The sequence below is a fragment of the Bacillus sp. HNG genome, assembly GCF_003400205.1.
Taxonomy (GTDB): Bacteria; Bacillota; Bacilli; order Bacillales; family Bacillaceae_L; genus Ferdinandcohnia.
The window spans coordinates 89,215-112,615 of sequence record NZ_QUQV01000003.1 but is presented as its reverse complement, the minus strand read 5'-3'; the positions used below and the strand labels follow the sequence as shown (position 1 = coordinate 112,615).

The window sequence follows — 23,401 nt, the reverse complement described above, 5'->3', positions numbered from 1 at the left end:
AAAAAGGGGGAAGAAATAGTAAAGTCTATTTCTCCCCCTCTTTTTGTAGTTGTTCAAGCCGGTCATATACTTTTGAAAAATATTTTTCTTGTCCATTTTCTTTTGGTTTAAAGTATTTTCTGTTTTTCAAAAGGTCTGGTAAGTATTGCTGCTTTACCCAGCCATTCGGGTAATCGTGTGGGTAAAGATATCCTATCCCATGTCCAAGCACTTTCGCCCCACTATAATGCGCATCACGGAGGTGATCAGGGATCTCCCCGATATTTCCTTTTCGAATATCTTCAATCGCCTTATCAAGAGATTTATACGCACTGTTTGTTTTTGGTGACAAACACTGTTCAATCACGACGTTTGCCAGTGGGATTCGCGCTTCAGGCAGCCCTAGTCGCTCAACCGCCTGACAAGCCGCTACAGTATGCACTCCAACTTCGGGTGCAGCAATTGAAATATCTTCATAGGCAATAACGGTTAATCTTCTACAAATCGATACTAAATCTCCACCTTCAATCAATCTTGCTAAATAATGCAGAGCAGCGTTAACATCGCTACCCCGGATGCTCTTTTGAAGGCAGGATAATAAAGAATAGTGAAGATCCCCGTCTTTGTCGTGGGAGAAACCCTTATTTTCTACACATTCCTTTACGAGCTCTATATCTACTTCAACCTCGTCACTATCTCTGGTTTTAGAAGCTAACACGACATCCTCTAGAACATTCATTGCAGACCTTGCATCACCCTTTGTAGAAGATGAAATCAGGTCAATTGCTTCCTCGCTTATTGAAATTTGCAAATGCCCAAGACCACGTTCTGAATCTTTAAGTGCACGTTGAATTAATTCCTTTATATCCTCTTTGGTTAAAGGACGAAGCTCTTTAATCTGTCCACATCTACTGCGAATCGCTGGGTTTACATCATGAAATGGATTTTCAGTTGTCGCCCCAATTAACGAAACGAGACCTCGCTCCACATGTGGAAGTAGATAATCCTGTTGTGCTTTGTTAAAACGATGGACCTCATCGATAAACAAAATCAATTTCCCTTCCGCCTTAGCAGTCGAAACAGCATCCTCGATATCCTTTTTTCCTGCTGTTGTGGCATTAATTGAGATAAAGGGCATATCAACAGTTCCGGCAATTGCAGTTGCGATCGATGTTTTTCCAATACCTGGTTCCCCATAGAGTAAGATCGAGGGAACATGTCCATTCATAATCATTTTATATAAAGCCGTATCTTTACCGATAATATGCTTTTGTCCAAGAATTTCTTCAATATGTCTCGGGCGCATTCGATACGATAAAGGTGCTTCGATAAGTGATTCAAAAAGCAAATGATTCATCCCCTTATCTAAACAGTCAGAGTCGATACTCCAACTTTATCATACGTTTTGCGATTGATAAATTCAAATACAATGCAATTTATGATATAATGTCGTGAGTTTAGAGTAATTAGAGAGAGATACAGCATGTAGAGACATGAGAGACGGAGTGAGAGAATGCGAGTTCAGACTAGTTTAGACCACCCAATGTTGAAATGGTCAACTTTTTTTATCGGCTTGTTAATTATGTCTTTAGGGATTGTCATGATTATCAAAGCAGATCTTGGGGCATCCCCTTGGGACGTTTTGCATATCGGACTTTATAAACAAATTGGTCTTACCATTGGTACCTGGTCGATCATTGTCGGCTTTTTTATTTTGTTTCTTTCCTCATTTTTATTAAAGCGACTGCCTCAAATCGGTGCTTTTTTAAATATGATATCGGTGGGTATTTTTATAGATATGTTCATGATGGTTCCGTTCCTCGTTACACCTGAAACCTTTATCGGGAAACTGATGATGTTGCTGTTAGGGCTCCTTATTAATGGCTATGGAATGGGAATTTATATCTCCGCAAAGGTGGGCGCAGGTCCAAGGGATAGTTTGATGTTAGCACTAACTGAAATTTCTAAGTGGAAAGTGCAATATATTCGTTTTGGAATGGAAATTATTGTATTAACGATTGGTTGGTTGTTAGGTGGTCCTGTTTTCGTAGGAACTTTAGTATATTGTGTAGGAATTGGGTATATCGCAGGTTTTGCATTGCCACAATGTCAGAAAATGCATGATGGATTAAAACGCAAACTGGATAAAGCACCAGTGATTGAAGCGAATCATTTTAGTAATTAGGGGTGTGATGTAATGAAAATATCAACAAAAGGCAGATATGGTCTGACAATCATGATAGAACTTGCAAAGAATCATGGAAAAGGACCGATCTCATTAAAATCGATTGCAGCAAAACATGAGCTTTCTGAGCATTATTTAGAGCAATTAATTTCTCCTTTACGCAATGCAGGCTTGGTGAAAAGCATTCGCGGAGCTTATGGCGGCTATGTTCTTGGGGACGAACCAACCAAAATTACAGCGGGTGACGTTATTCTTGTTCTAGAGGGGCCTATTAGCCCTGTAGAGGTTTTAGAGGATGAAGAGCCAGCTAAAAGGGAATTATGGATAAGAATAAGAGACGCTGTTAAAGAAGTGTTAGACAATACAACACTTGAAGACCTCGCAAGCTATAGCGATGGCAATGATGCATATATGTTTTATATTTAAGAAAAACATGGCATAATCATAGGTACTTTTTAAAAAAAGGAGGGCGCATTGATGCAACATATTTATTTGGATCATGCAGCTACATCGCCCATGCACCCTGATGTTGTGGAGAGTATGCTCCCATACATGACGGAGATTTTTGGCAATCCATCAAGCATTCATTATTTCGGTCGAAAAGGTCGACATGCCGTTGATGAAGCAAGACAATCAATTGCCGATAGCATTCATGCAAAGCCAAATGAGATTGTTTTTACAAGCGGTGGTACCGAAGCCGATAATTTAGCCATAATGGGAACGGCCTTTGCGATGCATGGAAAAGGCAAACATATTATCACGTCTGCTATTGAACATCACGCTGTCCTTCATACTTGTGAACACCTCGAAAAACAAGGCTACACAGTAACGTATTTGCCGGTTAATGAGGCTGGACTTATTTCTGTTAGTGATGTTGAGGCAGCCCTTACGACAGAAACCATTCTTGTCACAATTATGTTTGGCAACAATGAAGTCGGTGCCATTCAACCGATTAAGGAAATTGGCGAACTTCTTCAAGACCATCAGGCAGTATTTCATACAGATGCCGTCCAAGCATATGGACTGGTTGATATAGATGTAAATGAGTACAAAATTGACCTTCTTTCCGTTTCAGCTCATAAAATCAACGGTCCTAAAGGAACCGGATTTTTATTTATGAGGGAAGGTAATAAAGTGGCGCCACTATTATTTGGAGGCGAACAAGAAAAGAAACGTCGTGCTGGTACGGAAAATGTTGCTGGAATCACCGGGCTACAAACGGCTGTTCAATTAGCAAAACGAAAGATGAGTGAAAAAAATTCGTTATACCAGGAATTTAAACAGACTTTTGTTTCTGTCTTAAAGGAACAAGATGTAAGTTTTGAAGTTAATGGCGATTTATCAAAGTCATTGCCACATGTATTAAATATCTATTTTCCTGGAACGAATGTTGAGTCCATGTTGGTCAACCTTGATTTGGCTGGGATTGCCGCATCAAGCGGGTCTGCTTGTACGGCTGGTTCGATTGACCCATCACATGTACTTGTAGCTATGTTCGGTAAAGATTCTGATCGAATTACTTCGTCAATCCGATTTAGCTTCGGTCTTGGAAACACCCTTGAAGATATAAGAACGGCTGCATTAGAAACAGCAAAAATTGTCAAACGATTAACGAAATAGGAGGTGGAAACATGAAAGAACCAAAAGATACCCGTGTGGTTGTTGGGATGTCTGGTGGAGTAGACTCATCTGTTGCGGCGCTATTATTGAAGGAGCAGGGCTATGATGTCATCGGGATTTTTATGAAAAACTGGGACGATACCGATGAAAATGGCGTATGTACAGCAACAGAAGACTATGAGGATGTAATCCGGGTCTGCAATCAAATCGGTATTCCTTATTATGCGGTCAATTTTGAAAAACAATATTGGGATAAAGTGTTTACTTACTTTTTAGATGAATATAAAGCAGGTAGAACGCCAAATCCGGATGTCATGTGTAACAAAGAAATCAAATTCAAAGCCTTTTTAGAGCATGCCTTAACACTTGGTGCGGATTATTTAGCGACTGGGCATTATGCACGTGTTGAATTTAGAGACGGAGAATATAAAATGCTTCGTGGAGTCGATGAAAATAAGGATCAAACCTATTTTCTAAATCAGCTAACCCAGGAACAGCTATCAAAAGTAATGTTTCCAATCGGTAATATCGAAAAACCAAAAGTGAGAGAGCTTGCAAAAGAAGCAAACCTTGCTACCGCTACAAAAAAAGATAGTACGGGGATTTGTTTTATCGGTGAACGTAATTTCAAAGAATTCTTAGGCAATTATTTGCCTGCTCAACCGGGTGATATGGTGACCTTTTCTGGAGAAGTAAAAGGTAAGCATGACGGTTTGATGTATTATACGATTGGTCAACGTCACGGACTTGGTATTGGTGGAAGCGGCGAACCATGGTTTGCCATTGGGAAAGACCTTAAGAAGAATATTCTTTATGTTGACCAAGGCTTCCATAATGAATACCTCTATTCTGATTCCATCTTAGCTACCAATGTCAGCTGGGTATCAGATAACAAACCAGAGCAAGATGTTAAATGTACAGCGAAATTCCGTTATCGCCAACAGGATAATGCTGTAACAGTACAAAAGGTTGACGAAAATACAGTAAAAGTAATTTTCGACGAGCCAATTCGAGCGGTTACGCCTGGACAAGCTGTTGTCTTCTATAATGGGGATGAATGCCTTGGTGGTGCCACGATTGATAAAGTCTTTAAAAATGGCGAACGTCTAACATATGTTGGATAAAGTGAAACTTCATTCAAACCTCAACTCTATATTTAGGGTTGGGGTTTTCCTGTGTTATAATATGAACTGCACAAAAGTTAATTGGAGTTGAATATCATTGGATTTAAATAAACAAGGTATTGAATATATGCAAGAGGGAAAATACGAGGAAGCAGCAAAATGCTTTGCACAAGCAATCGAAGAAAATCCTAAAGAGCCCATTTACTATATAAATTTCGGTAATCTTTTATCAGCTGTTGGAGATCCCGAAAGAGCTATTGCTTTTTTTACCAAAGCACTAGAGCTTGATGAGGGAATGGGAACTGCTTATTACGGAATTGGTAGCCTTCTTTACAACCAAGATGATTTTATCAAGGCAAAGGATATGTTCGAAAAAGCTCTAAAAGCGGGAGTCGACAATAGTGATACTTATTTTATGCTAGGTATGACTTTGAATCAGTTAGGTCAACCAAAGCTTGCAATGCCTTATATGAAACGAGCAGTTGAGTTAAACGAAAAAGATGTGGATGCTTTATTCCAATACGGACTTTGCTTAGCGGGAGAATCAGTTATTGATGAAGCAATTAAAACATTTAATCGTGTCATCGAACTAGAACCAGAACATTCAGATGCTTATTATAATTTAGGGGTAGCTTATGCTGGCTTTAAAAATGATTATGAAAAAGCACTCAACATGTTTGAAAAAGCATTGGAAATTCAACCAGACCATATGTTGGCTGCAAATGGAAAGAAAATTGTCAGTGAAGCTTTAAGCGAATAAATGATAGGGAGGGAATACTTGTGGAACAACAGGAATCTTTAGATTTATTTAATGAACAACGTAAATACATGAAGGGTACTCATTTAGTTACTATATTTCATAATGAGCAAAATTTATACTCTGTTGTTCGTATTAGGCTTCAAGAGACTAATGAAGATTATCATGAAAAAGAAGCAGTTGTAACGGGGTATTTCCCTCGCATTCATGAAAATGAAACCTACATCTTTTTTGGCCGCTTAAAAGAGCATCCACGATTTGGGATCCAGTTTCACGTCGACCAATTCCAAAAAGAAATTCCCCACACAAAACAAGGCATCGTCCAGTATCTTTCAAGTGATCTTTTTAAAGGAATCGGGAAAAAGACAGCGGAAAAAATTGTTGAAACACTTGGGGAAGGGGCCATATCAAAAATTATTGCGAATCCAGCCATCTTGCAGGAGGTTGATAAGCTCTCAGCGGACAAAGCGAAGGAGATATACGATACCCTTCAAGAACACCAAGGACTTGAACAAATTATGATTGGCCTTTCCCAATATGGATTTGGACCTCAGCTTTCGATGAAAATTTACCAAATGTATAAAGAGCAAACCCTTGAAATTCTTCAACATAGTCCCTATAAATTAGTCGAGGATATAGAAGGAGTCGGGTTTGGAAGAGCCGATGAATTAGGACGTCAATTGGGAATATCTGGAAACCACCCAAATCGAATCAAAGCGGGTTGTTTATACATACTTGAACAAGATTCATTGCAAGATGGACACGTCTATCTATCAGTCGAAGATTTAATCACGCGGGTCCAACAGTTATTAGAGCAAAATTCCCGAGAAGAAGTCATTGCGACCGATATTTCAAAGGAAATGATTAACTTAACAGAAGAAAGCAAACTTGTCATAGAAGAGGACAAGGTCTACCTTCCGTCCCTTTATTTTTCAGAAAAAGGACTCGTCACCAATATTAAGCGGATTATGGAACAAACCGAATACGAAGATATTTTTCCAGAGTCAGAATTTTTATTAGCACTGGGTGCACTTGAAGAAAGAATTAAAGTCCAATATGCACCTTCACAAAAAGATGCGATTCAAAAAGCCTTAATGTCGCCAATGTTACTGCTAACAGGAGGCCCAGGTACAGGAAAAACAACTGTCATTAAAGGAATTGTTGAATTATACGGGGAGTTGCATGGATGCTCTTTGGACCCGAAGGATTATAATTCTGAAAATCCTTTTCCTGTTGTTTTAGTTGCACCAACTGGTCGAGCGGCAAAAAGAATGAGTGAATCAACCGGACTTCCAGCTGTCACCATTCACAGGTTGTTAGGATGGAACGGTGTTGAAGGTTTTAGCCATGATGAAGACAACCCCATTAGTGGTAAATTGTTGATCGTCGATGAAGTTTCAATTGTGGATATTTGGTTAGCCAATCAGTTATTTAAATCACTACCAGAGCATGTTCAAGTCATTTTAGTAGGGGATGAAGACCAGTTGCCATCGGTCGGTCCTGGACAAGTTCTAAAGGATTTATTGGCTTCAGACGTTTTACCAACAGTACGTTTGACAGATATTTATCGACAATCTGAAGGTTCTTCGATAATCGAATTAGCTCACGAAATTAAAAAAGGCAATCTGCCACAAGATATTTCTGCGCCTAAAAAAGACCGGTCCTTTATAAAATGTTATCAAAATCAGGTTCTCGAGGTTGTCAGACAGGTTTCTGACAATGCGAAAAAGAAGGGTTACTCTGTCAGGGACATTCAAGTTTTGGCACCCATGTATCGTGGTGCTGCAGGGATCGACAGTTTAAATGTCATGCTGCAAGAGCTTTTCAATCCACCAGTACATGGGAAGCGCGAACTAAAATATGGAGATATCACATACCGTAGGGGAGATAAGGTACTCCAATTAGTTAATCAGCCTGAAAATAATGTGTTTAATGGAGATATCGGTGAAATTGAATCAATTTTTTATGCAAAAGAAAACACAGAAAAACAGGACATGGTTGTTGTCAATTTTGAAGGAAATGAAGTTACCTATACAAAACAAGACTTAAATCAAATCACACATGCCTATTGTTGTTCGATCCATAAATCACAAGGTAGTGAATTTCCAATCGTCATCTTACCGATTGTTAAAGGGTATTATCGAATGTTACGCCGAAATTTGATCTACACAGCCATTACAAGAGCTAAAAACTTTTTAATCCTTTGTGGTGAAGATGATGCCTTACGCCAAGGTGTTCAACGTGCGAATGATACAAACCGCCAAACTACCTTATGCGAAAAATTAAAAGCAACCTTTGGTATCATGGAAGGTGGCACAGAGTCTGATTCGGAGCCTGAAGAGGCTTTGTCCTATTATGATATGCTTTTTCAAACAGATCCGAATATCGGGATGGCGGGCATATCACCTTATGATTTTTTGGAGGCTGAATAAAAGTCGGGGGACCCCCGGCTTTTTTCTATTGGTAACTCTTGTGCAGTATGACTAAATGCCTGAAAGTAAATGATAAGTAATGTTCGGAAAGGTGGCGATTATCTTTGCGGACATTCTCACTACTCAAGAATTTACCGATTTATGATGAAAATTCTGCCGAGGTAATCGGTCGAGTTGCTGATCTTTGTATCACATCAGATGGTAAGGTAAATGCCTTGATTATGAAAGGAAAAGGACTATTTGAACGAGATCGAGTAGTCCCCATCCAAAGCATCTCTGCCATAGGAGATGATGGTATCATGGTTTCGGATGTGCAGATGCTTGAGCATCTAGATCACGAGGCCGATACACCGACTTATTTTTTACACACCCATCATGGATTATTCCGAAAGCCATTATTGTCTGCTGAAGGACAAAAATTAGGCTTACTTGAAGATGTATATTTTTCAGAAGAAGTGGGCACGATTATAGGGTATGAAGTAACGGATGGCTTTTTTGCTGATATTACTGAAGGAAAAAAGGTTGTTAAAACCGAGAAACCTTTAAAAATTGGCGAAGATGTCATCGTCGTTGATGTTTAACTTAGGAATTCCATGATGTGAGGTGTACCCTGTGAAGTGCCCAAATTGTAAAAGTAAGGATATCGGTAAAATTGGTGTTAACCAATATTACTGCTGGGGATGTTTTATCGAGTTATCTATAAATAAAGGACAAATATTCACACATCAGGTAGAGGAAGATGGCACGCTCAGTTCGTTGGATGATCTGTTTGCTGACGACGATAGAAGGATCAGTATGTAATCCTAAACAAGGAGTGAAGAGGTTATGAATAGAGCTATGACTTCTCTAATCACGATGGGTCTAGGTGCTGCGGCATACGGAATTATGCAAAGAACAGATGTTATGTCTGCCCGCAACATGAAAAAAATGCGTAAACGAATTACGAAAATGTTTTGATATGTAAGGGAAAACCCCACGGTTGTGGGGTTTTTTGATGTCACACGTAAAAATAGCAGGAAAGAGGTGTGAGTTTGATAAAATTAGGAGATGGTGAACCAGGTAAATCAAGAAAGAGGTACGCACTTGGGTGAAATTAGGAGATTGAGAACCAGGTAAGGTAGGAAAGAGGTATGTACCTGGATAAAATCAGGAGATGGTGAACCAGGTAAATCAAGAAAGAGGTACGCACTTGGGTGAAATTAGGAGATTGAGAACCAGGTAAGGTAGGAAAGAGGTATATACCTGGATAAAATTAGGAGATGGTAAACCAGGTAAAGCAAGAAAGAGGTACGCACTTGGGTGAAATTAGGAGATTGCAAACCAGATAAGGCAGTAAAGAGGCATGCACTTGGATAAAATTAGGAGATGACGAACCAGATAAGGCAGGAAAAAGGCATGCGCTTGGATAAAATTAGGAGATTGCAAACTAGGTAAGGCAAGAAAGAAGCATTCATTTGGGTGAAATTAGGAGACAGCGAACCAGGTAAAACGAGAGGGCTTGCTATTAACACTGAAGCCGCCCTCATTCACAATCTTATCTTTTCATTTTATCTACGTAATAAGAACCTCTACCAAACAAAACCAAATCAAAATTCTTGGATAGTAATTTTTGTATTACTTTCTTAGACTTTATTACCTTACACCAATTATAAATAACGTCTACAGTTATTCGCTTTTCAGGAAAAAGAAACCTAAACTCTTCTATACTCCTTAAAATTGCTGACTCTTTGTCCTCAACAAACCCACAGTTTTTACAAATTAAAGTATGTCTATTTGTATCTTCAAGGTCAAGACATCCACACCCTCCCCGACACACAATCCCTTTCTCCAACTCTTCATATGTATAAGCTGGCAACCGGGAATAGGGATTTTTGGTGATATGCAACGAAGCTAATTTTTCCGCAAATCGCATATGACTCCCAGAAATCGTAGAAGCTGAAACGATTTCATCTAAATTTTTCAAAAAACGAACGAGTTGTGCATGAAATACAAATGGTGCTTTAACTGGAGCCTCGTATAGATAAAACTCAGGGTTTATGAATATTACTTGAGATTCAACTGTGATATTAAATCGTAACTCTTGGAGAAGTTGTCTAAATAATGATTCACTGCGGGTTATTTGAATGTGCGGATTTTTGATCTCTTTACCAGAAATCATGTGTAAGCGGTCATTTCTGAAGAAATAATCTCCCTCGTAATTTTTCACTTCAAAAATGTTTATTTTCTTTTGTGTGATTAGCAGGGAGTCGATTTGGAATAAGGTGTTGTTTACTTTTAGGAGAAGGTTGTTCAAAATGAGGCATTCATTTGGAAGACCTAGAAGCAAATTGTCAAATTGTTTTTCACCGAGCCAGCCCTTTTCGAGATAAGCAAAACTGTTTTCGTCCTCAACATCTAATTTCTTGCGAACCCGTAAAAAGCGAAATAGCTCTAATTCATCATTTTCACCACGTGATTTAATAATCAAATAACCACAACCTCTCAACAACATTTTACAAAATAATCAGTATTTTTACAATGCAATCTACCAACACCTCGTCTGTATAAAACCATTTAGAATCCAAAAACTACTAGTGAGGGGAGTGAGAACAGTTGAATGAAAATCGAGTCAAATGGATTTTTAGAATATCACTATTATTAATAGCGTTTTTGACAATTTATATTTTTTTAAAATTGGCTCCGATCTGGCTCCCGATTGTGTCACTCTTAAAAACATTTTTAATTCCTTTTATCATCTCTGTTTTTATCACCTATTTGCTTCATCCGATTATAGACAAACTCAACCATCGAGGGCTTCCGAAATCACTCGCTATCTTACTTATCTATTTCCTTTTTTTCGGCGGAATTGGAATCGGAATATATAAAGGAATACCGGTTATTCTTGGGCAGCTTAGGGATCTTGCCGAAAGTTTTCCTGAATTCAGTAAAACGTACAGGGGTTGGTTAAAAGAAATCGAATCAGGAACATCACAGCTTCCAGCTTTTGTTCACGCGCAGCTTGATGATTTGCTAAATTCAGTTGAAAACTATGTAGATTATCTGCTTTCGAGGACGATTTACTTTTTAAAAGCTCTCCTCAATTCCATTTTTATTATTGCAATCATTCCGTTCATTGTTTTTTATATGTTAAAGGACCATGACCAAATGATAAAAGCGCTTTGGTACATGACTCCTAGAAAGCTAAGAAAAGCGGGGCAGCTTTTTTTTCGAGATGTTGATGAGTCATTGGGGAATTATATAAGGGGGCAACTCATCGTATGTCTGCTTGTCGGTACAACAGCGTCCTTGGCTTTTTGGATATCTGGAATGAAGTATCCGTTGTTATTTGGAAGTATTGTTGGGGTTACAAACATTATCCCTTACTTTGGACCGATTATTGGTGCCATTCCTGCAGTCATAATTGCCGCCACAATATCAATGAAGATGGTGATTATTGTTATCATTGTCGTTTTCGGACTTCAATTTATTGAAGGAAACCTGCTGTCACCCATGATTGTAGGAAAAAGCCTACGACTACATCCCATTGTAATTATTGCGGCACTTTTATTAGGTGGAGAAATAGGTGGGGTTGTAGGACTCATCATCGCCGTACCGGTTGTGGCTATTTTAAAGGTATTTATCATCCATGCCAAGCAGCATTTTACTGTTATTCGTAAGGAATAGCACCAGGATTGACAAACATTTTTGACTTGAATATAATTGACAAGAAATGATGTATTACAAACGAAAACAATGAAGGAATCAGTATGTTACAGGACCATCGAACCAGAGAGGAATTTCCATGGCTGAGAGGAATTTCGGATGAAGGGTAACAGAACGCTACTCCTGAGTGTAGGAAAACCTACCGGTGAATACCGTTATCAATATACGAAGGTGATGGACGTGTCTTATTTTTTGACGTCCATAATCAGGGTGGTACCGCGAGCATACTCTCGTCCCTGTTTTTTAGGGATTAGAGTATTTTTTTATGTCTAAAATGATATTGGAGGTTATAAAATGAAACAATTAACATCAGCTCAAGTACGACAAATGTTTTTAGATTTTTTTAAATCAAAGGGGCATGCTGTTGAACCAAGTGCTTCCTTAGTTCCACATGAAGATCCATCTTTACTTTGGATCAATAGTGGTGTAGCTACATTAAAAAAATACTTCGATGGACGTGTTATTCCCGCAAACCCTAGGATTTGTAATGCACAGAAATCCATTCGTACAAATGATATTGAAAATGTAGGGAAAACAGCAAGACACCACACTTTCTTTGAAATGCTTGGAAACTTTTCAATTGGTGATTATTTCAAAGAAGAAGCAATTGAGTGGGCATGGGAATTCTTAACAAGCAAAGACTGGATTGGATTCGATCCTGAGAAACTTTCCGTTACAATCCACCCGGAAGATGATGAGGCACATAAAATTTGGAATGAAAAAATTGGAATTCCTGAAGAGCGCATTATTCGTTTAGAAGGAAACTTCTGGGATATTGGTGAAGGTCCAAGTGGTCCGAACACAGAAATATTCTTTGACCGCGGTGACGAATTTGGGAATGACCCGAATGATCTTGAATTATATCCAGGTGGAGAAAATGAACGTTATTTAGAAATCTGGAATCTTGTGTTCTCACAATTTAACCATAACCCAGACGGTACATATACTCCACTTCCTAAGAAAAATATTGATACAGGTATGGGTCTTGAAAGAATGTGCTCTGTTATTCAAAATGTGCCTACCAATTTTGATACAGACCTATTCATGCCAATTATTGAGGCAACAGAGTCCATTTCTGGTGAAAAATATGGACAAGAAAACGAAAAAGATGAGGCATTCAAGGTTATTGCTGACCACATCCGAACAGTTACATTTGCGGTAGGTGACGGAGCACTTCCATCCAATGAAGGAAGAGGCTATGTCATTCGAAGATTATTAAGACGTGCTGTTCGTTACGCAAAAAAGATTTCAATTAATCGTCCGTTTATGTACGAACTTGTTCCTGTTGTAGGGGAAATCATGGTTGATTTTTATCCGGAAGTCAAAGAAAAAACAGAATTCATCCAAAAAGTTGTGAAAACAGAAGAGGAACGCTTCCATGAAACATTACATGATGGACTAGCTATTTTATCTACTGTTATTCAAAAGGAAAAAGCAAAAGGTAGTGACACCATTGCTGGTGTTGATGTTTTCCGTTTGTATGATACGTATGGTTTCCCTGTAGAACTTACAGAGGAATATGCTGAAGAAGAAGGCATGAAGGTGGATCACGATGGATTCGAACGCGAAATGGAAAACCAACGTGAAAGAGCTAGATCTGCTCGTCAAGATGTCGATTCCATGCAAGTCCAAAGTGGTGTTCTTGGGGAAATAAAAATAGAAAGTACGTTTGTTGGTTATGATGAACTTGAAGCACAATCAACCGTTCTTGTAATCGTAAAAGATGGAGAAGTAGTTGAGAAGGCAAACGAGGGTGAAGAAATTCAACTTATTTTAGACAAAACACCTTTTTATGCCGAGAGTGGTGGACAAATCGCTGATGAAGGTACCATTGAAAATGAAAAAACAAGGCTGATTGTAAAAGACGTTCAGAAAGCACCAAATGGTCAAAATCTTCACCGTGTTGTGATTGAAAAAGGAAGTCTAGCCAAAGGTGACCAACTACATTCCAAGGTTGACCAAGAAAACCGAGGTGGTGTTATTAAAAACCACACGGCAACACATCTTTTACATCAAGCATTAAAGGATGTCCTTGGAGTTCATGTAAACCAAGCGGGTTCACTCGTAACTTCAAATCGTTTACGCTTTGACTTCTCCCATTTCGGTCAAATCAAGCCTGAAGAGCTTGAGCAAATTGAATCAATTGTGAATGAAAAAATTTGGAGCAGCATCCCTGTAAATATTGATTATAAATCATTAACGGAAGCAAAAGCGATGGGGGCTATGGCACTATTTGGTGAGAAATATGGTGAAATTGTACGTGTCGTTCAGGTTGGCGACTATAGCTTGGAACTTTGTGGTGGATGCCATGTACCGAACACTTCTACAATTGGGTTATTCAAGATTGTTTCTGAAACAGGTATTGGGGCAGGAACACGCCGTATCGAAGCCGTAACTGGTAAAGCAGCATACCATGTTATCAATGACCAAGTTAAAATGCTTCATGAAGCGGCAAATCTTTTTAAGACAAAGCCGGCTGAAGTTTCAAGCAGAATTGAAGCATTACAGCATGAAATTCGTAATTTACATCGTGAAAATGAATCACTTTCAGCGAAGCTTGGCAATATTGAAGCAGGTAGCCTTGTCGACAAAGCCAAAGAAATTAATGGTGCAACAGTTTTATATAGTAAGGTAAATGCCCAAGATATGAATAATCTTCGTGCAATGGTTGATGATTTAAAACAAAAGCTGGGTTCAGCAGTAATTGTTTTAGGTTCTGTAAACGATGATAAAGTAAACATAACGGCAGGAGTAACAAAGGACTTGATTGAAAAAGGATTCCATGCTGGAAAACTAATTAAGGAAGTTGCAACTAGATGTGGCGGTGGTGGTGGTGGCCGCCCGGATATGGCCCAAGCAGGCGGTAAAAATCCAGACCAGCTCGAATCAGCATTGCAATTTGTAGAAGAATGGGTAAAAAATATCTAAAAATCAACAAATTTGTATCATCCTAGTTGTAAGGATGATACAAATTGTCACTTCTTGTTTCTATTTAGTTGTGATTAGTGTACAATGAATGGTAAGATTTACATGCCCGGATTCAAACATCAGAATCTAAAGAGTGAGGTGCAGAACTTGAGCTCATTTGATAAAACAATGAAATTCAACTTTCCAGAGGAACCAGTTGAAACAAATGTAAATGAAGTATTATTCAATGTCTATGATGCTCTTCAAGAAAAAGGATATAATCCAATCAATCAAATTGTTGGATATTTATTATCTGGAGACCCTGCATATATTCCACGTCATAATGATGCGAGGAATATTATCCGCAAGCTTGAACGAGATGAAATAATTGAGGAGCTAGTTAAATCATACTTAAAGATCCATCGTGAGGGGTAAAACGAATGAGGATTCTCGGTTTAGACGTCGGCTCAAAAACAGTCGGTGTCGCCGTCAGTGATGAAATGGGCTGGACTGCTCAAGGCATTGAAACAATTAAGATCAATGAAGAACGTCAGCAGTTTGGTTTAGAACGTCTTGGTGAAATCATCAAGGATTATGAGGTAGAATCGGTTGTTATCGGTTTACCGAAAAATATGAACGGGACAATTGGACCTCGTGGCGAGGCTAGTCAGCATTTTGCTAATATGGTTAATGAGAAATTTGGATTACCGGTTGTTTTATGGGACGAGCGTCTTTCAACAGTAGCAGCCGAACGGGTCTTATTATCCGCAGATGTAAGTCGAAAAAAGCGAAAGCAAGTAATCGATAAAATGGCCGCAGTCATGATTCTTCAGGGGTATCTAGATAGTAAAAATTAATGAGGTGGATTTACATGGAACATGGTGAAAAGCAAATAACGGTAATTGATGAACAAGGAAATGAAATTCTTTGTGAAGTATTATTTACATTCGAGTCAGAAGAATTTGGAAAGTCTTATGTCCTATATTATCCAGTTAGTGATGAAAATGAGGATGAAGAAGATATCGAGATTCACGCTTCAAGCTTTAGCCCATCTGAGGATGGAGAAGATGGAGAACTTCAACCTATTGAGACAGAAGAAGAATGGGATCTTGTTGAAGAAATGTTAAATACATTCCTTGATGAAGAAGGAGAAGAATAAAACAGCCGCGCGCTGTTTTTTCTTTTTCCCAAAAACTTCTCCCCATATAGCCCCCAACTACTTAAAAACAACTAGATTTTTTAGAAAAAACTACAAAATTCTAGTGAATTCTTTCCTAAAATTGACGAATTAGATAAAAAAATGTAGTATAATAATTCGAGTGAGGGGAGGATTTACGATACATGTCAGATAACGATTCGAAAAAAGAGTTATATAAAAAGAATCTACAAGAACGGCATAGTGAAGCCAAAACAATCCGTAAGATCGTATTCATCATTTTTATCATATTACTAGTAGCTATATCTGGAATAATCGGCGGAGGCTATTTATATATAAAATCAGCACTTGAGCCAGTAGACCCTACAAACAAAGAACCTATCGAGGTTACTATCCCAATCGGTTCATCACCAACAGCAATCGCCCGAATTCTTGAGGAACATGATGTTGTAAAAAATGCAAAGGTATTTCGTTACTACACAAAGTTTAAAAATGAATCTGGTTTTCAGGCTGGGGAATATACGCTTAATCAATCTATGAACTTTGATGAAATTATTGAAAGTTTGAAATCCGGAATTTTTATGGGTGAACCAGTTTTTAAAATGGTAATCCCAGAAGGAAAACAGCTTGAGGAAATTGCAATAATTATTGCTGAACAAACAGGCTATACACAAGAGGAAGTCATAAATAAAATGGATGATACTGAGTATGTTCGTAGTCTAATCAGTAAATATCCAAGCATCTTAACGGAAGAAATATTAAACGAGGATATTAAACATCCACTTGAAGGATATTTATTCCCTGCTACCTATCCGTTTTACGAGAAAAAGCCTTCAATTGAATCAATTGTTGAAACAATGCTAGATCAAACGGAAAAAATTCTCGTAAAATATGTAGGGCTTATGGAAGGAAATAAGTATATTGATTCAACTCATAAACTATTAACCATGGCTTCATTAATAGAGGAAGAAGCGACAGCACAAACAGACCGTGAGACAATTTCTAGCGTGTTTTATAATCGTTTAGATACTGATATGCCACTTCAAACAGACCCGACTGTTCTTTATGCATTAGGAGAGCATAAGAAGCGCGTGCTATACGATCATCTTGAAGTGAATTCACCGTTTAACACCTATAAAATTAAAGGTTTAACACCAGGTCCTATTGCCAATGCCGGAGAATCATCTTTATCAGCTGCACTAAACCCTGCTGAAACAGATTTTCTATACTTCCTAGCAGCCCCAACAGGGGAAGTATATTACTCGAAGACATTGGAAGAACATAATGCCAAAAAAGCACAATATATTACAAATCAACAAGAGTAACGTTTCCAGGGAACGCAATATGGCGTTCCCTTTTCTTTTATGATAAAATAAACTTTGCAAAATTATTATCATACAAAAACAAAAGACTATATTATTTCTCACACCACCATATTGAAATGGAGGTTTTTTTCTTGTTATCAAGTAAAATAACCCAATATTTAGAAGCCCTGCTTCCAAAAAGGAACGAAATCGTTGAAGAAATTGAACATTATGCTAAAGAAAATAATGTACCAATTATGGAACTAGTTGGCATTGAAACAATGCTTCAAATACTGCGAATATCTCAACCAAAGCAAATTCTCGAGATTGGTACTGCGATTGGTTATTCTGCAATTCGGATGGCACAGGCACTACCTGGAACTAAAATCGTATCTCTTGAGAGGGACGCAGAACGATATGAAAAATCCCTTGAAAACATTGAACGTACTGGGACAAGCTCCCAAATCGAAGTGATTTTTGGAGATGCTCTAGAAGTTGCAGACGAAATAAAAAAACATGGTGAATTTGATTGTATTTTTATTGATGCAGCAAAAGGCCAATATCGACATTTTTTTGACATCTATGAAAAATGTCTTTCAAAGGATGGCTTAATTGTGACTGATAATGTACTATTTAAAGGGCTTGTGGCGGAGGAAGAAATCGAGAATAAAAGAATTCGAAATCTCGTAACAAAGATTAAATCGTATAACGAGTGGCTTCTCGCACACCCAGATTATCAAACGACCATCTTACCCGTAGGGGATGGGGTTGCATTAAGTAAAAGAAGAGGTGTTAAGGAATGAAGAAACCAGAACTTCTGGTCACGCCTATATGTGTAGAAGATATTGAACCATTGATTCAGGCTGGGGCAACAGCGTTTATAATAGGTGAACAACGATATGGGTTACGTCTTGCAGGGGAATTTAATCGAGAGAAAATCGTTCAAGCGGTTGAAATTGCCCATGCTCATGATGTAAAAATCTATGTTGCGATGAATGCCATTTACCATAATGAAAAAGTGGATGAGTTAGCAGACTATATCGCATTCTTACGGGATAGTAACGTAGATGCAATTGTGTTTGGAGACCCAGCAGTACTAATGACTGTCCGTGAGGTTGCTCCAGAAATGAAGCTTCACTGGAATACTGAAACGACTGCGACAAACTGGTATACATGTAATTACTGGGGAAGAAAAGGTGCAAAGCGTGCCGTGCTTGCTCGTGAATTAAATATGGATGCAATAGTTGAAATAAAAGAAAATGCTGAGGTTGAAATTGAGGTTCAAGTACATGGCATGATGTGTATGTTCCAATCAAAGCGATCACTAGTTGGAAACTATTTTGAATATCAAGGCAATGTGATGGCGATCGAAAACCGCAAAAAAGAAAAAGATATGTTCTTATTTGATAAAGAGCGTAACAATAAATACCCGATTTTTGAAGATGAAAATGGCACACATATTATGAGCCCGAATGATGTTTGTATTATCGATGAATTGGCAGAAATGATTGATGCTGGTGTTGACAGCTTTAAAATTGAAGGGATTTTAAAATCGTCTGAATATCTCCTTGAAGTAACCAAAATTTATCGAAAAGCAATAGACTTATGTGTAGAAAATCGTGATGAATATGAGGACATCAAGGATGATCTATTAGCGCAACTTGAAGAACTTCAACCGATCAATCGCCCACTAGACACAGGTTTCTACTTTAAAGAAACGGTCTACTGATCAGACAAAGAGGAGGAAAATGCATGTCAACAGCAGTTGAAAGAGAACCGATTTCAAAAATAGTAGACGGCAAGCGTGTAATTATCAAGAAGCCAGAATTGCTTGCACCTGCAGGTAACCTGGAAAAATTAAAAATTGCTGTTCACTATGGTGCAGATGCTGTTTTTATTGGTGGTCAAGAATATGGACTACGTTCCAACGCTGATAATTTTACACTAGAAGAAATCGCAGAAGGTGTAGAATTCGCTAACAAATATGGTGCCAAAATCTATGTGACTACAAATATATATGCCCATAACGAAAACATGGATGGAATAGATGAATATCTAATGGGGCTTGAAAAAGCTGGAGTTTCAGGTATCATCGTAGCAGACCCTCTTATTATTGAAACATGTAAACGAGTCGCTCCAAAAATGGAAGTACATCTAAGCACACAGCAATCCCTCTCCAACTGGAAGGCTGTTCAATTTTGGAAGGAAGAAGGGTTAGAACGTGTCGTGCTAGCACGTGAAACGAGTGCTGAAGAGATTAAAGAAATGAAGGAAAAGGTCGATATCGAAATCGAAACATTTGTACATGGTGCTATGTGTATTGCTTATTCTGGTCGTTGTACATTAAGTAATCATATGACAGCTCGCGATTCCAACCGTGGTGGCTGCTGCCAGTCATGCAGATGGGATTACGATTTATTCAAATTAGATGAAAGTGAAAATGAAGTAGCCCTATTTGATGAAAAGGACGCACCTTTTGCGATGAGTCCAAAAGACTTAAAGCTTATTGAATCAATTCCACGAATGATTGAATTGGGAATTGACAGTTTAAAAATCGAAGGACGAATGAAATCGATTCACTATATCGCAACGGTAGTAAGTGTTTATCGAAAAGTAATCGATGCATATAGTGCCGACCCTGACAATTTTGTCATCAATGAAGAGTGGCTTAAAGAGCTTGATAAATGTGCGAATCGTGATACTGCGCCTGCCTTCTTTGAAGGAGTTCCTGGTGTAAAAGAACAAATGTATGGCACTCATAGTAAAAAAACAACTTATGATTTTGCTGGTCTGGTGTTAGACTATGATAAGGAATCAGGGATTGTAACGTTACAGCAGCGAAATTACTTTAAAAAAGGAGACCAGGTTGAGTTTTTCGGCCCTGAAATTGACAACTTTACACAAACAGTTGAGGCGATTTGGGATGAGGACGGAAACAAGATTGATGCTGCAAAACATCCATTGCAAATTGTTTCGTTTAAAGTAGACAAGCCTGTATATCCGAAAAACATGATGCGAAAGGGGAAGTAAGATGAGCAAGAAGCCAATTGTCATTGGCATTGCTGGAGGCTCAGGATCTGGTAAAACAAGTGTATCAAAAGCCATATTTGAGCATTTTACGGGTCACTCAATCTTAATGATCGAGCAAGATTCATATTATAAAGATCAAAGCCATATGCCTTTTCAAGAAAGATTAAATACAAATTATGACCACCCGTTAGCTTTTGATAATGATTTACTCATTGAACATATTAAAAATCTTCTTGATTACAAAGGTATAAGTAAGCCGGTTTATGACTATAAATTTCATACAAGGTCTTCTGAAGTTATTCACGTTGAACCAAAGGATGTTATTATTTTAGAGGGAATTCTCGTTCTTGAAGATGAACGACTGCGAGATTTAATGGATATAAAGCTATTCGTTGACACTGATGCCGATATCCGTATTATCCGGAGAATGCTACGGGATATTAAAGATCGTGGTCGAACGTTGGAATCTGTTATTGAGCAATATGAAACGGTGGTCCGTCCAATGCATAATCAATTCTGTGAACCAACGAAGCGATATGCCGACATCATCATCCCTGAAGGTGGGCAAAATCACGTTGCAATTGACTTAATGGTAACAAAAATTCAAACAATTCTTGAACAAAATGTCATTTTGTAATAACATAACAGAGAAAACGATGTTATGATAGTACAAATTATAAGGAAAGGAATGGTAGAAATTCCCTACCATTCCTTTCCTTACTATACTAAAAAGAAAACAATTCGTACTACATATGTAAAGCAATCACAGGGGGATTGTAACGACTACAAGGAGTGAAGGGATTATGGTAGAGAAAGTATTTCCAATGACATTAGAAGGAAAACAAAAATTAGAGCAGGAATTAGAACATTTAAAAACAGTAAAGCGTAAAGAAGTTGTAGAGCGTATTAAAATAGCAAGAAGTTTTGGAGATCTTTCTGAGAACTCAGAGTATGATTCAGCGAAGGATGAACAAGCATTTGTTGAAGGACGTATTACAACAATTGAAAATATGATTCGAAATGCAAAAATTATTGAAGAAGATGCGGACAGCGCTGGTAAGGTTTCATTAGGAAAAACAGTAACCTTTATTGAGCTTCCGGATGGGGAAGAAGAAACCTACACGATTGTGGGAAGTGCCGAAGCCGATCCGTTTGAAGGTAAAATTTCAAATGACTCTCCAATCGCAAAAAGCCTACTTGGAAAACATGTTGGAGAAAAAGTAACGGTTCAAACTCCAGGTGGAGATATGCTTGTTGAAATAACAAAAATTGACTAATATTGTCACTTTTACAGGGATTTTGAACAATCTCTATAGGTATAAATAGTATGACACCTCGTCGAAACTGTAGACGAGGTGTTTTTCTATGGTAATTAAAAAACGTGCAATTATCATCTTAATCGTTATCCTTTTAACCTTAACAGGGTTAATCGGCAGACTTATGCAATTGCAACTCGTGAGTACTGAATCCTTTACGAATCATGATATAAATTTAATTGAAGCGAGTGTAACGCAGCGAACACAAGAACTTGTAATAGACCAAGGCCGTGGGCGATTTATCGACCGTAATAAAAAAGCATTAACCCATGAATATTATCCAACACTTGTATTGTTTCCTTTTTTAAAAAACATTGAATGGCCAGCTGAGGAAGTCGCAGAAATCGTAAATATTTCCTCAACTTCCTTAAAAAAAGAAATTGAGGATGCTAAAAAACCGGTAATCGTTGGTGGAGACAAGCCCGTAGAATTAACTGAAACGCAGATGAACAAAATTAACAATCTCCAAATTCCAGGTGTCTTTGCAGTCCATCGTCAATATGAACTTGATCATGATATTGCAGAACATTTAATTGGGCTAATAAGAGAAAATAAGGATTTATTCCAAAAGCGTTATCCTGAGAAAACCTATTTACCTCAGAATACAAAACTAGGAATTACTGGTTTGCAATCTACGTTTGATGAATTCCTTTTGCCGGAAGGAGAGGCGAAACTTTTATATCATGTGGCAGGGGACGGTGGACCTTTATTTGGCATTGATGTTAAATACACAGCGCCTGCAAATCCATATTACCCGGTCGCCATTCAAACAACCTTGGATAAAGATTTACAACTTTTGGCGGAAGAAATTCTTGATAAGAATGGTTTGAAAAAAGGCGGAATTGTCCTACTTGATGTAGAATCCAATGACTTACTTGCCATGGTTAGTAAACCAGATATTAATTCGTCTAATCCGTTTGAGGATGGCAGTGCCCAAAATCAAATGATCATGCCACAATTTCCTGGTTCTGTCTTTAAGACGGTAATTGCTGCAGCTGCAATCGAACAACAGCAAATCTCAAATGATAGAATGTTTAATTGCGACAAAGATTTGTATGGGGAAGGGCAAGCCGAATATCCACATGGGATGCTAAATTTCCATAACAGCTTTGCAAAAAGCTGTAATTACACATTTGCTACCCTGGCGCAAGAGATGTTACAGAAGGACCAAGATGTAATTGAACAGTATTCCGAAATGCTGGGCTTACTTGGACCAGTTGGCTGGAATGGCGATGTGTTTCGTTTTCAGGATTTCAAGCAGATTCCAAATGAATATAATGGTCGAATTTGGACGGATGAAAAGGATAAAAATGTTCCGAAGGCGATTGCTCAGACTGCGATTGGGCAAAAGGATGTGAGGGTAACACCATTAGGTATCGCGAATATGATGGCAACCATTGCACGTGGAGGTTCAAAAAAAGAAGTTCGAACTGTTAGTGACGTTTTATATAAAAACGGTACAACCTTATTTTCTTTTTCAAAACAGGATATGGAAGGACCTAAGATTGCACCCTATACAGCTAGCAGACTCCAGGAATTGCTTCGTGGAGTGGTTACATCTGGAACTGGACAACGGTTTGCCGACCTCCCTTATCAAGTGGCCGGTAAATCAGGAACAGCTCAAACAGGAAAAAAACAAGGAGAAGTTGGCCTTGTTAACAGTTGGTTTGCCGGATATTTTCCGTTTGAAAGTCCTAAATACGCACTTGTAGTAGTCGATTTGGAGCAGACAGGCTCTCAGTCTGTGGCCAATTCAATCTTTTATGAAATTGTCAAAGGAATATATCAAATTGAACAGGAAAAAGGTACCAAATCGAACGACTAATAAAGAAATCTCTTCAACCTTTCGTTCACACATGCTAGAATAAGAAGATAGTTGAATGAGTAAG

Annotated in this window: 23 protein-coding genes and 1 other annotated feature; of the genes, 21 read left to right on the top strand and 2 right to left on the bottom strand. The window is 38.2% G+C overall.

The annotated features are described in order from the left end of the window. Positions 1–25: 25 nt before the first annotated feature. Positions 26–1,327 carry a replication-associated recombination protein A gene (locus DZB84_RS07230; protein WP_396232373.1) on the bottom strand — a complete coding sequence of 434 codons (1,302 nt, stop codon included), beginning with the start codon at positions 1,325–1,327 and terminating at the stop codon, positions 26–28. 165 nt (positions 1,328–1,492) lie between these two features. Between DZB84_RS07230 and DZB84_RS07225 the strand changes: the two genes are divergently transcribed. The 9 genes from DZB84_RS07225 to DZB84_RS07185 all read left to right on the top strand — a co-directional run bounded on the left by DZB84_RS07225 (position 1,493) and on the right by DZB84_RS07185 (position 9,054). Beyond that, positions 1,493–2,164: a YczE/YyaS/YitT family protein gene (locus DZB84_RS07225; protein ID WP_116351595.1), complete on the top strand. Its 672-nt coding sequence runs from the start codon at positions 1,493–1,495 to the stop codon at positions 2,162–2,164. Positions 2,165–2,176: 12 nt separating this feature from the next. Continuing rightward, on the top strand, positions 2,177–2,590 hold the full coding sequence (gene cymR / locus DZB84_RS07220; protein ID WP_116351594.1) for a cysteine metabolism transcriptional regulator CymR: 414 nt from the start codon (positions 2,177–2,179) through the stop codon (positions 2,588–2,590). A gap of 51 nt (positions 2,591–2,641) precedes the next feature. Further along, on the top strand, positions 2,642–3,784 hold the full coding sequence (locus tag DZB84_RS07215; protein ID WP_116351593.1) for a cysteine desulfurase family protein: 1,143 nt from the start codon (positions 2,642–2,644) through the stop codon (positions 3,782–3,784). Positions 3,785–3,795: 11 nt separating this feature from the next. After that, on the top strand, positions 3,796–4,908 hold the full coding sequence (gene mnmA, locus DZB84_RS07210) for a tRNA 2-thiouridine(34) synthase MnmA (RefSeq protein WP_116351592.1): 1,113 nt from the start codon (positions 3,796–3,798) through the stop codon (positions 4,906–4,908). 97 nt (positions 4,909–5,005) lie between these two features. Further along, positions 5,006–5,668: a tetratricopeptide repeat protein gene (locus tag DZB84_RS07205; RefSeq protein ID WP_116351591.1), complete on the top strand. Its 663-nt coding sequence runs from the start codon at positions 5,006–5,008 to the stop codon at positions 5,666–5,668. A 20-nt stretch (positions 5,669–5,688) separates the two neighbouring features. Then, entirely contained in the window at positions 5,689–8,097 is a 2,409-nt protein-coding gene (recD2, locus tag DZB84_RS07200; protein ID WP_116351590.1) for an SF1B family DNA helicase RecD2, read from the top strand. Positions 8,098–8,201: 104 nt separating this feature from the next. Further along, a complete protein-coding gene (locus DZB84_RS07195; RefSeq protein WP_116351589.1) occupies positions 8,202–8,678 on the top strand; it encodes a PRC-barrel domain-containing protein in 477 nt (158 codons plus the stop codon). Between the two features lie 31 nt (positions 8,679–8,709). After that, entirely contained in the window at positions 8,710–8,898 is a 189-nt protein-coding gene (locus DZB84_RS07190; protein ID WP_116351588.1) for a hypothetical protein, read from the top strand. A 24-nt stretch (positions 8,899–8,922) separates the two neighbouring features. Then, positions 8,923–9,054, top strand: a complete 132-nt coding sequence (locus DZB84_RS07185; protein WP_116351587.1) for a YrzQ family protein — start codon at positions 8,923–8,925, stop codon at positions 9,052–9,054. A 577-nt stretch (positions 9,055–9,631) separates the two neighbouring features. Here DZB84_RS07185 and DZB84_RS07180 read toward each other — a convergent pair. Further along, entirely contained in the window at positions 9,632–10,564 is a 933-nt protein-coding gene (locus DZB84_RS07180; RefSeq protein ID WP_116351586.1) for a nuclease-related domain-containing protein, read from the bottom strand. 125 nt (positions 10,565–10,689) lie between these two features. On the opposite strand from DZB84_RS07180, the gene DZB84_RS07175 reads away from it, so the two are divergent. From DZB84_RS07175 to DZB84_RS07120, 12 genes are all read left to right on the top strand, one after another. Continuing rightward, positions 10,690–11,760: an AI-2E family transporter gene (locus DZB84_RS07175; RefSeq protein ID WP_116351585.1), complete on the top strand. Its 1,071-nt coding sequence runs from the start codon at positions 10,690–10,692 to the stop codon at positions 11,758–11,760. Between the two features lie 60 nt (positions 11,761–11,820). Next, positions 11,821–12,040: a binding site (T-box leader), on the top strand. A 53-nt stretch (positions 12,041–12,093) separates the two neighbouring features. Further along, on the top strand, positions 12,094–14,727 hold the full coding sequence (gene alaS / locus DZB84_RS07170; protein WP_116351584.1) for an alanine--tRNA ligase: 2,634 nt from the start codon (positions 12,094–12,096) through the stop codon (positions 14,725–14,727). 147 nt (positions 14,728–14,874) lie between these two features. Next, the gene (locus tag DZB84_RS07165) at positions 14,875–15,141 is read left to right on the top strand and encodes an IreB family regulatory phosphoprotein (protein WP_010678229.1); all 267 of its coding nucleotides are present in this window, start codon (positions 14,875–14,877) and stop codon (positions 15,139–15,141) included. A gap of 5 nt (positions 15,142–15,146) precedes the next feature. After that, positions 15,147–15,563, top strand: coding sequence for a Holliday junction resolvase RuvX (ruvX, locus tag DZB84_RS07160; RefSeq protein WP_116351583.1), 417 nt, complete (start codon positions 15,147–15,149; stop codon positions 15,561–15,563). Positions 15,564–15,577: 14 nt separating this feature from the next. Next, the gene (locus DZB84_RS07155) at positions 15,578–15,865 is read left to right on the top strand and encodes a DUF1292 domain-containing protein (protein WP_116351582.1); all 288 of its coding nucleotides are present in this window, start codon (positions 15,578–15,580) and stop codon (positions 15,863–15,865) included. A 182-nt stretch (positions 15,866–16,047) separates the two neighbouring features. Then, the gene (gene mltG / locus DZB84_RS07150; protein WP_116351581.1) at positions 16,048–17,187 is read left to right on the top strand and encodes an endolytic transglycosylase MltG; all 1,140 of its coding nucleotides are present in this window, start codon (positions 16,048–16,050) and stop codon (positions 17,185–17,187) included. A 131-nt stretch (positions 17,188–17,318) separates the two neighbouring features. Further along, a complete protein-coding gene (locus DZB84_RS07145; protein WP_116351580.1) occupies positions 17,319–17,969 on the top strand; it encodes an O-methyltransferase in 651 nt (216 codons plus the stop codon). Then, on the top strand, positions 17,966–18,895 hold the full coding sequence (locus DZB84_RS07140) for a peptidase U32 family protein (RefSeq protein ID WP_116351579.1): 930 nt from the start codon (positions 17,966–17,968) through the stop codon (positions 18,893–18,895). Before DZB84_RS07145 ends, DZB84_RS07140 begins: the two co-directional genes overlap by 4 nt. Before the next feature lie 23 nt (positions 18,896–18,918). Beyond that, positions 18,919–20,196, top strand: coding sequence for a peptidase U32 family protein (locus DZB84_RS07135; RefSeq protein WP_116351578.1), 1,278 nt, complete (start codon positions 18,919–18,921; stop codon positions 20,194–20,196). Between the two features lies 1 nt (position 20,197). Then, complete coding sequence (gene udk, locus DZB84_RS07130) at positions 20,198–20,833, top strand: uridine kinase (protein WP_116351577.1); 636 nt, start codon at positions 20,198–20,200, stop codon at positions 20,831–20,833. A 163-nt stretch (positions 20,834–20,996) separates the two neighbouring features. Then, the gene (gene greA / locus DZB84_RS07125; RefSeq protein ID WP_116351576.1) at positions 20,997–21,473 is read left to right on the top strand and encodes a transcription elongation factor GreA; all 477 of its coding nucleotides are present in this window, start codon (positions 20,997–20,999) and stop codon (positions 21,471–21,473) included. A gap of 88 nt (positions 21,474–21,561) precedes the next feature. After that, positions 21,562–23,337: a peptidoglycan D,D-transpeptidase FtsI family protein gene (locus DZB84_RS07120; RefSeq protein ID WP_116351575.1), complete on the top strand. Its 1,776-nt coding sequence runs from the start codon at positions 21,562–21,564 to the stop codon at positions 23,335–23,337. The last annotated feature ends 64 nt before the right edge of the window (positions 23,338–23,401 follow it).